Here is an 8,897-nt window from a genome sequence, read left to right on the forward strand (position 1 = left end):
ATATAATATTACTTGACGAAGTTATATTACAATGATAAACTTACTTACAAATAGTTACTCCACTTAAATGGTTGGAATAAAGTTAGAATATTAAAATTCACACTATATGTTTAGGATGGTGCAATGATGATCAAACCAGATATCGTATCTATATTACAAAATAAAATTAAGCGGATTACCATGGATGATTCCACTAATATACTCGTTGGACCTATTACTTTGCCAGTGAATCTGGACGGGGAAACCGTCACATTCAAATGGTACAGCTGGCTGAAAGCCACGGACGAGGAATTGCAGGGTGGCGACAGCAAAGAAGCGACGGAACTGCTGATTTCCCGGCTGTCCTCCATGAATCTGGCCGAAGGACAGCAGTCGAGCGTGCTGGTGTACGGAGATTTTGAGGATTCAGATGAAGCGCTAATCCGGATGCACAGCATTTGCCATACGGGTGACATCTTTGGAAGCAAACGCTGTGATTGCGGTTTCCAGCTCCGCCAGTCGATGAAGATGATTGCGCAGCACGGATCAGGTGCCTTGTTCTACCTGGCTAATCACGAAGGAAGAGGGATCGGATTGTTCAGTAAGGCTATGGCATATATTCTCCAGGAAGAAGGATATGATACTGTAGAAGCCAATCTGGAGCTGGGCTTTGCCGATGATTCCAGAGACTACAGAGATGCGATAAGTGTCCTGCAGCATCTGCGCAGCAAACCGGTTACTCTGATTACGAACAATCCCAAGAAGATGGAAGCCCTTAAGGCAGCCGGGATGAATACCGGGAAGCGAATCCCATTATGGGGCGACGTATCCGTGTTCAATGAGAAATACTTGCGTACGAAAGTGGCCCGTTCAGGCCATCTGGAGGCGGTACCGAACACTGATTTTTTTGATGGACGAGTAGCCAAATAATTCAGAGATGTTATAATGGGGTACTGAACCTAATACTTAGATTAGTGAGGTACAATATGAATGCCATTCAAGTGCAGGACTTGCGCAAAACCTTCAAAGTCCAAAAAAACCGCGAGGGCCTCAAAGGGGCCTTCGCTGATTTGTTTAAACGGGAATATTCCGAGGTCACAGCTGTAAAGGATATCTCCTTCTCCATTCCCCAAGGCGAAATTTGCGGCTATATTGGCGAGAATGGTGCTGGTAAATCCACGACGATCAAGATGCTTACGGGTATTCTGGTTCCAACCTCGGGCAGTCTTTCTGTGGGAGGCTATATACCCTATGAGGAACGCGAGAAATTTGTGCGGAATATCGGTGTTGTCTTCGGACAACGCAGCCAATTGTGGTGGGATATTGGCGTGATTGAATCCTTTCAGCTGCTACGTAAGGTATACCGTGTGCCTGAGCTGGATTTTAAGAAACGGCTGGATGAGCTGGTTGAACGGCTGGAGCTGCAGGATTTGCTGAACCGTCCGGTCCGCAAACTCAGTTTGGGACAGCGGATGCGTTGTGAGCTGGTTGCTGCACTTCTGCATAATCCGTCTATATTGTTCCTGGATGAACCTACAATTGGACTGGATATTGTGGTCAAGTCAGAAATCCGCCAGTTCTTAAAGGATATGAACCGTGAGCATGGAACCACTATCCTGCTTACCACTCATGATCTCCAGGATATTGAAGCGCTCTGTTCCCGGGTGATTATGTTGGATGATGGACGCATCATTTATGATGGGGGCCTGGAGGATCTGAAGCAGCGCTGGGGTACAGGGCGTGAGGTGCAGTTCCAATTCGGAGCTCCAACCAAACTTGAGCAGCTTATGCAGTGGACTGAAGAAATGCCTGTTACCTGGTCATCTGAGAATGATCTGGGTGCCAAGGTTTGGATTCCGCTGGAGCTGAACGTTTCGGATGTACTTGGACGAGTTGTGGGTCAAGCTGATATTACCGACATCAAAATCATTGAAACCAATACGGATGATATCGTCCGCAGCATTTATCAATCAGGTTCGGCCGACAAACCGGAAGAGAAGATTCTTGCGCTTAAGGATGAGAAAGAGGTCATCCATGTCTGATCAGCTTAAAGCCGCTGCAGCCAATTCATCCTCTGGAGGTTCTTCCGCAGACGGACCTAAGGAAACAGGATGGAGGCTGCTGCTGGGTGCTTATTTCGATTTCATCCGCATCCGGTTTTTGACTATGCTCGCATACCGTATTAATTATTATTCCGGTATTCTGATCTATACCCTAAATATAGGTGTGAACTATTTTACCTGGAAGGCCATCTATGGGGACGGGGAATCCCTGGGCGGGTTTACAGGTGCCCAGATGACGACATATGTTGCGGTTTCCTGGATGGCTAGGGCATTTTATTTCAACAACCTGGACCGTGAGATTTCCACAGATATCAGGGACGGAAGCATCGCAATCCAGTTCATCCGGCCGTATAACTACGTACTGGTCAAGATGATGCAGGGACTTGGCGAAGGTATGTTCCGCTTTATGATGCTGATGATCCCGGGTATGGTGATTGCTATCCTGCTGTTTCCGGTGCATTTGCCGACAGAACCTTCAGCTTGGGCCGGATTTCTGGTCATGCTCTTTTTCAGCTTCCTGATCAGTTCACAGATCAATATTATAACAGGCTTATCGGCGTTCTTCGTCGAGAATAATGAGGGCATGATGCGGATGAAGCGTGTCGTGGTCGACCTTTTTTCCGGCTTGATCGTTCCGATCACCCTGTTTCCGGACTGGTTATCTTCCATCCTTAAAGTTCTGCCCTTTCAAGCCATCACTTACCTGCCGGGTTCCGTATTTACGGGACGGGTGCACGGGGTGGGCATTTGGAATGTACTGGGTATCCAGGTCATCTGGTTCGTAGTACTGCTGATTCCAATTGTCTGGCTATATCACGCGTCGCGTCAGCGGCTGTTCGTGCAGGGGGGGTGAGTGAAGTTGTATTACTTGGACTTATTAGTGGAATATATCAAAAACTATATGAAGACACGTCTGACCTACCGCGCCGATTTCTGGGTGGAAGTGGTGTCTGATCTGCTGTTTCAAGCGACCAACTTTATCTTCATTCTGGTCATCTTCATGCATACCAATAGTCTGGGTGGTTGGAGCCAGAATGAAGTGGTGTTCGTATACGGCTTCTTTATGGTGCCTTTTGGCGTCTTCAGCTGCTTTGTGAATATGTGGGGTTTCAGCGAGCGCTATATCGTCAAAGGTGAAATGGACCGTATTTTGACGCGTCCGGCGCATAACTTGTTCCAGATTTTCCTGGAGAATGTGGACCCTCCGGCATTGGTGGGCTCGTTTATCGGATTGATCATTATGGGGATCAGCGGCAGTAATCTCGGTTTGCCCTTTGAATGGTGGACCCTACCCATGATAATTGTGCTTACGCTGAGTGCGGTTGCCATCTATACCGGGATATATACGACTTTAACCTCCTTATCGTTTTATTCGGATGCTCCAACCGGCATTCTGCCGCTGATGTACAATATCCAGACCTATGGGCGTTATCCGGTTACGATCTACAATCGTGCGATTCAGGTACTGCTTACTTGGATTATTCCGTTTGCTTTTGTCGGAGTGTACCCGGCGGCACTGTTTCTGCACCGTGAGGAGATGCAGGGCATGGCACTGCTGACTCCGGTGGTGGGTGCGGTATTTCTGGGGATTGGGCTTTTGTCCTGGAATTACGGTGTCAAAAAGTATAAGGGAGCCGGGTCGTAGGTCAAGCTTCCTTCCGATAGTGCTAAGAACAGACTGGTGTTCATTGCCGGTCTGTTTTTCTTTGTCCCTTAAAGCTTCCGCCAGAAGTTCCAAAAGTAATATAAGATGTTATATAAATCTCTTTTCACTTATATTGCGTATCCTCATAATGAACACAGAGATATGTATTCCTGAGGAGTGGGAAAATGAAAACGTATGCTATAGGTGTAGATTTAGGCGGAACCAATATCAAAGCAGCATTATTTGATGCTGAATTCACGGCAATCGGAGAAATATCAATACCCACAGAAGCTGCCGAAGGACCGGAACATGTGCTTAAACGAATCCGGCTGGCTGTACAACAGTTGAACGAAGGCACCGGGATTGGTCTTCCGAGTATTGCCTGCATGGGACTGGGGATTCCCGGACTGCTTGATCCTGAAGAGGGCTTATCCCTGTTTTCTCCCAACTTTCCGGGCTGGGAACACGTACATATTGTGAATGAAATGAAGCCGTTTTACGATTTTCCTGTGTTTATTGATAATGATGTCAGGGTGAATCTGTATGGGGAATGGCAGTATGGAGCAGCAAGAGGGTGCAAAAACGTAGTTCTGCTGACTCTGGGAACGGGACTTGGCTCAGGAATTGTAAGTGATGGTAAGGTTGTGTACGGCACCACATTCAGTGCAGGGGAGATCGGCCACATGAATATGTTCAGGCAAGGCCGTCCCTGCCGTTGCGGGAGCTCTGGTTGCCTCGGCAGATACGTATCGGCGGTAGGTATGGTAAATACATTCAAAGAAAAGCTGGCGGATGGAAGAAAAAGTATCATCCAAACCTGGACAGGTGGGGACAATGAACGGATAACCGCGCTTATGATTTCAGATGCCTATGATCTGGAGGATGCTTTGGCGGTGGAGGTCATGCATGAGACCGGGGTTTTACTTGGTTTTGGACTATCAAACGTAATTAATCTGCTGAATCCGGAAGTGGTCATTATTGGGGGCGGGATGTCTGCGGCCGGGGAACGCCTGCTGCGCAGTGTCCGTGAGACGGTAAAGGAGCACGCCTTGAAGCTGTCCGGCAGCAAGTGCAGCATTGTTCAGGCAGAGCTGGGTAGCCGTGCGGGCACGCTTGGTGCTGCGGCATATGCTTACCGCAGGCTGAAGGGAATAGAGTCGGCTATAGGAAACCCTTGAATGATGTATCTGCTGCTGTAGCATGCTATGCTGTAGAGAGAATACGATAAGCAGGAGGCCAAAGATGAAAAGAGAGATACAGAACGTGCCTTTTGGCTATGAGCCACCGGCTGCGGAACGCAAGGGAACCCTGGTGTTTTATGATTCGTTTGAGCATATTTCAGATCAGGAGCTGGAGCAGGCTGCCCGTACCGCTACCGAACGCAAGTTCACCAAACTGGTGCTATACCCGCTGCATGAAGAAACCGTAAGACGGATGAGCAAGGAACCCGTGAAGGCTTTTTACAAACGGGAAGACCGTCTGCATGAATGGAAAAGAGAGCAGGGCCGCTCGTTCGTTACCGTTGAGAGTCTGGAGGGCAAACGGAAGAAGTATACGCCGCTGGACTCAGCGCTGCGTCACATCACCGAAGTGTATCCTTCGCCTTATTTTCTCTATATGACACCTGAAACGGCAAATCAATTTGCCTCGTATTCCTCTTTTGAGGAATGGATTGTCAAGCTGAGGCTGATACTGTCAGCGGCCCCCGGATATATTCACCCGCGTCTGGAAAAGTTCCGGCATCGCTGGGATGTTGCCGGAGAAGAAAAGTAGGAGTAAGTGCACTGTTTTCAATTGAGCGGATTACTGAAGGAGGCGGATTTCTTGTCGGACGTTTACAGTTTTAATGTAAGTCTGCAGCCTATGGAAGCACTGATTATGGTGAAGGAGAGCATGCCCGCAGGTTCAGAGCTGCTACACGAAGAGTATAACGAGGTGGGAAATGGTTATTCGATTGGAACGCTCGTATATGAGCGTTATTTCTTCCGTTCGGGCAATCAAGCCGCGCTGATCGTTATATCCGATAATCTGCATGGAGTGACGAATATACGGCTCATTGCGGCAGGAGCCTCGAAAGGCATAATCATGAAGATGGATTGGGGGGCAGGCAAGAGCTTTGCCTCCTCCGTGGAAAAGGTATTATCTGCTTATATTCTGGAATGAATCTGGGTTAATCCCGTTTATTGAACGTTTCCTTGTTTGCGTCTGTAGGTGTACATTCTCCATTGATAGTGGATGAAGCAGCCGATGCAGAAACCAAGGATAGCCACAGTGGCAGCCACCGCGACCATGGCCGTGAAGATGTAGGCGGCAACCGTCCAGTCTGCAATGAAGCTGAGTAGTCCAGCGGCAAGGAAGAATACAGCAATGCCCTGGTTGAACTGCTGTTGATCCGGGTCCTCAAGCACATAAGCGGAACGTTCCTTCCTAAGGAACCGGGAAGCTAGCCTGATGACCGGATTAGATCCGAATATCAGCCCTGATAATCCAGCGGCAAGCGGCAGTGCAAGTATCCAGTACTGGGCTGTAATCCAGGTTAGCAATACTGATATTACAATAAACGACTGATTGGTTTTGACCAGCGGTCGTGGAATACCCTTCTTGGCAACAATCTCACTCATTTAAATCACACCTTTCGCATTGGAATAATAAAATTATAACTGAACTATTCCGGTGCAGCAATGAAAAGTAAGAAAAATAAAATTTTAATAATTTAATGTTGACACTTCGCTCTAATTCATGGTTTTATTATGTAGACCGATTGTTATAAAAGCAAAGGAAGTGTCCTGCTTGTCAAACAAGCCTAATGCGCGTGAAGCGATTGTGGATACCGCTTCAAGACTATTTTTCACACAAGGCTATCATGCTACGGGTTTAAGTCAGATTATCAAGGACAGCGACTCACCCAAGGGCTCGCTATATTATTATTTCCCCCACGGAAAAGAGGAACTGGCTTTAACCTGTATCAACAAAACGAGTGAGATCGTTGTAAGACAGCTGAGGCAGTATGTGGAGAAGGAAATAACGGTTACAGAGGCGGTTCAGGAATTCATTCATCAGATGGTCAAAGATGCTGAAGAGTCTGATTTTAAAGGAATGGTACCCTTCAGCTTCTGGGTAGCTGTGGAAACCTCCTGCATCAGCGAGGAGCTTAGAACAGCATGTCAGGCTGTATTCATGGATTGGCAGGATGTCATTCTGCAGCGTTTACTTGAAGAGGGAACTGATACTCAGCTTGCAGCCGATAAGGCTTCAGTGGTGGTCTCGTTGTTCGAAGGGGCACTGCTGCAGACGTTGACCTGCAGAACCACAGGACCGCTTCTCGCCGCCTCCAGGTTAGTTCCCGTATTGCTGGGTTAAGCAAGAAGAATTAGTACAAATAGAGAGAAAATTATGTATGTTCAGGAGGATCACAGAGTGGAAGCAACCATGACTGGAAAGAAACAAACCGAAGAAACAAAATTCAGGGTTTTACCGATTCTGATCTCCTTGCTGCTTGCCGGATTTATCGGCATGTTCAGCGAGACTGCGCTCAATGTGGCGTTAAGTGATCTCATGAAAGTTCTGGAGATTACACCGACGACGGCACAGTGGCTGACCACGGCGTATCTGCTGACACTGGGTATTCTCGTACCGATATCCGGGTTGCTGCTGCAATGGTTCTCAACAAGACAATTATTCGTTGCCGCATTATGCTTTTCGATTCTGGGGACCTTCCTGGCAGCGATGTCACCAAATTTCGAGTTTCTGCTTACGGCCCGTGTAGTTCAGGCGATGGGGACCGCACTGCTCCTGCCGTTGATGTTCAACACCATCCTGGTCATTATCCCCGCTGAAAAAAGAGGGGCTGCAATGGGACTTATCGGGCTTGTTATCATGGTCGCTCCAGCGATTGGGCCTACGATTGCCGGGCTGCTGATCGAGAGCCTGAGCTGGCACTGGATCTTCTGGCTGTCACTGCCGTTCCTTGTGATTGCACTGATCTGCGGAATACTGTTTATGCAGAACGTTACCAAGGTCACCAAACCAAAGATTGATGTGCTGTCGATTGTGCTTTCTTCTCTGGGGTTTGGCGGAATCGTATTCGGATTCAGCAGCGCCGGGGAAGCCGAAGGCTGGGGAAGTCCAAAAGTCATTATTGCTATAGCAGTTGGTGTTACGGCACTTGTTCTGTTTGTGATCCGCCAAATCACGATGAAGCAGCCTATGATCAATCTCCGGGCGTTCAAGTTTCCGATGTTTGTAGTTGGCGTGCTGATGGTCTTCATCTGCATGATGGTCATCCTGTCGTCCATGCTGATTCTTCCGATGTACCTCCAGCAGGGACAAGGTTACTCGGCGTTCAAAGCGGGCTTACTTCTTCTTCCTGGTGGAATTATCAACGGTCTGATGTCACCGATCATGGGAAGACTGTTCGACAAATACGGACCGAAATGGCTGGTTATTCCTGGCCTGGTTATTGTAGCGGTATCGCTGTGGTTCTTCTCCAGTATCACAGCTACTTCTACCGTGGTGTTCGTAATCGTACTGCATAGCGCACTAATGGTAGGCGTATCGATGATCTTCATGCCTGCTCAGACCAATGGGATCAATCAGTTGCCTATGGAACTGTATCCGGATGGTACTGCCATCATGAATACATTACAGCAGGTAGCCGGAGCTATTGGTACGGCACTTGCGGTTAGTATCATGACAGCAGGAACGAAGAGCTATATCGAATCTTCAAGCAATCCTGCCGATCCGGCCAATATCCTGCCGGCCTTTACACAAGGCGTACAGAATGCCTTTGTGTTCGGAATGGCCATGGCTATTATCGGTCTGGTGATTGCATTCTTCCTCAAGCGTGTCATCGTACAGCATAAAGCACAGGTTTCAATGCACTAATAACCTAAGAGCCTAGGAAGCATTATTAAAAGGGGCTGTCCCAAAAGTAGTTTTCTACGAGTAGAGACAAACCCTTCTCATTTTCAAAACCGTAAAAAGGTCAAAAGAGCAACGATTCTCCCGTCACTGGAGAAATGTTGCTCTTTGTTTTTGGTCATTTGCAGCTTGCTTCAAGAGATTGTGGGCAAGGCAAAGCCAACCGACCTCAAGCGTCACTTTTTCCATGCCGCGAAGCAGAAAGCGCCGGAAGCCCCGGTTATTTTTCAGTTGTCCAAATACACTTTCCGGTTCCGTCATTCGGCGTACGGCCAGGCCGTAACCTTCCT

The 8,897-nt window shown here is 48.0% G+C and carries 11 protein-coding genes; 9 read left to right on the forward strand and 2 right to left on the reverse strand.

Going from position 1 to position 8,897, the window contains the following annotated elements; genetic code table 11:
• Positions 1–126: 126 nt before the first annotated feature.
• The 7 genes from A3849_RS29750 (at position 127) to A3849_RS29780 (ending at position 5,850) form a co-directional block, all read left to right on the forward strand.
• A complete protein-coding gene (locus A3849_RS29750) occupies positions 127–909 on the forward strand; it encodes a GTP cyclohydrolase II (protein WP_074114691.1) in 783 nt (260 codons plus the stop codon).
• Positions 910–965: 56 nt separating this feature from the next.
• Positions 966–2,021 carry an ABC transporter ATP-binding protein gene (locus A3849_RS29755; protein WP_074114692.1) on the forward strand — a complete coding sequence of 352 codons (1,056 nt, stop codon included), beginning with the start codon at positions 966–968 and terminating at the stop codon, positions 2,019–2,021.
• 79 nt (positions 2,022–2,100) lie between these two features.
• Positions 2,101–2,895: an ABC transporter permease gene (locus A3849_RS29760; RefSeq protein WP_074083672.1), complete on the forward strand. Its 795-nt coding sequence runs from the start codon at positions 2,101–2,103 to the stop codon at positions 2,893–2,895.
• 48 nt (positions 2,896–2,943) lie between these two features.
• A complete protein-coding gene (locus A3849_RS29765; protein WP_178381901.1) occupies positions 2,944–3,687 on the forward strand; it encodes an ABC transporter permease in 744 nt (247 codons plus the stop codon).
• Between the two features lie 185 nt (positions 3,688–3,872).
• Complete coding sequence (locus tag A3849_RS29770) at positions 3,873–4,865, forward strand: ROK family protein (RefSeq protein ID WP_074114693.1); 993 nt, start codon at positions 3,873–3,875, stop codon at positions 4,863–4,865.
• A gap of 64 nt (positions 4,866–4,929) precedes the next feature.
• Entirely contained in the window at positions 4,930–5,460 is a 531-nt protein-coding gene (locus tag A3849_RS29775) for a hypothetical protein (protein ID WP_074114694.1), read from the forward strand.
• Between the two features lie 51 nt (positions 5,461–5,511).
• A complete protein-coding gene (locus tag A3849_RS29780; RefSeq protein ID WP_083613727.1) occupies positions 5,512–5,850 on the forward strand; it encodes a DUF6054 family protein in 339 nt (112 codons plus the stop codon).
• 17 nt (positions 5,851–5,867) lie between these two features.
• On the opposite strand, the gene A3849_RS29785 is transcribed toward A3849_RS29780, so the two are convergent.
• Positions 5,868–6,308 (reverse strand): DUF4395 domain-containing protein, encoded by a 441-nt coding sequence (locus A3849_RS29785; protein ID WP_074114695.1) that lies wholly within the window; start codon positions 6,306–6,308, stop codon positions 5,868–5,870.
• 160 nt (positions 6,309–6,468) lie between these two features.
• On the opposite strand from A3849_RS29785, the gene A3849_RS29790 reads away from it, so the two are divergent.
• Positions 6,469–7,047 (forward strand): TetR/AcrR family transcriptional regulator, encoded by a 579-nt coding sequence (locus tag A3849_RS29790; RefSeq protein ID WP_256701090.1) that lies wholly within the window; start codon positions 6,469–6,471, stop codon positions 7,045–7,047.
• Between the two features lie 69 nt (positions 7,048–7,116).
• Positions 7,117–8,571: a DHA2 family efflux MFS transporter permease subunit gene (locus A3849_RS29795; protein ID WP_074114698.1), complete on the forward strand. Its 1,455-nt coding sequence runs from the start codon at positions 7,117–7,119 to the stop codon at positions 8,569–8,571.
• 123 nt (positions 8,572–8,694) lie between these two features.
• On the opposite strand, the gene A3849_RS29800 is transcribed toward A3849_RS29795, so the two are convergent.
• A partial coding sequence (locus tag A3849_RS29800; RefSeq protein ID WP_178382791.1) for a transposase occupies positions 8,695–8,897 on the reverse strand: 203 nt, incomplete at its 5' end.

Source organism: Paenibacillus sp. P46E, from assembly GCF_001909095.1.
Classification (GTDB): Bacteria; Bacillota; Bacilli; order Paenibacillales; family Paenibacillaceae; genus Paenibacillus_AQ; species Paenibacillus_AQ helianthi.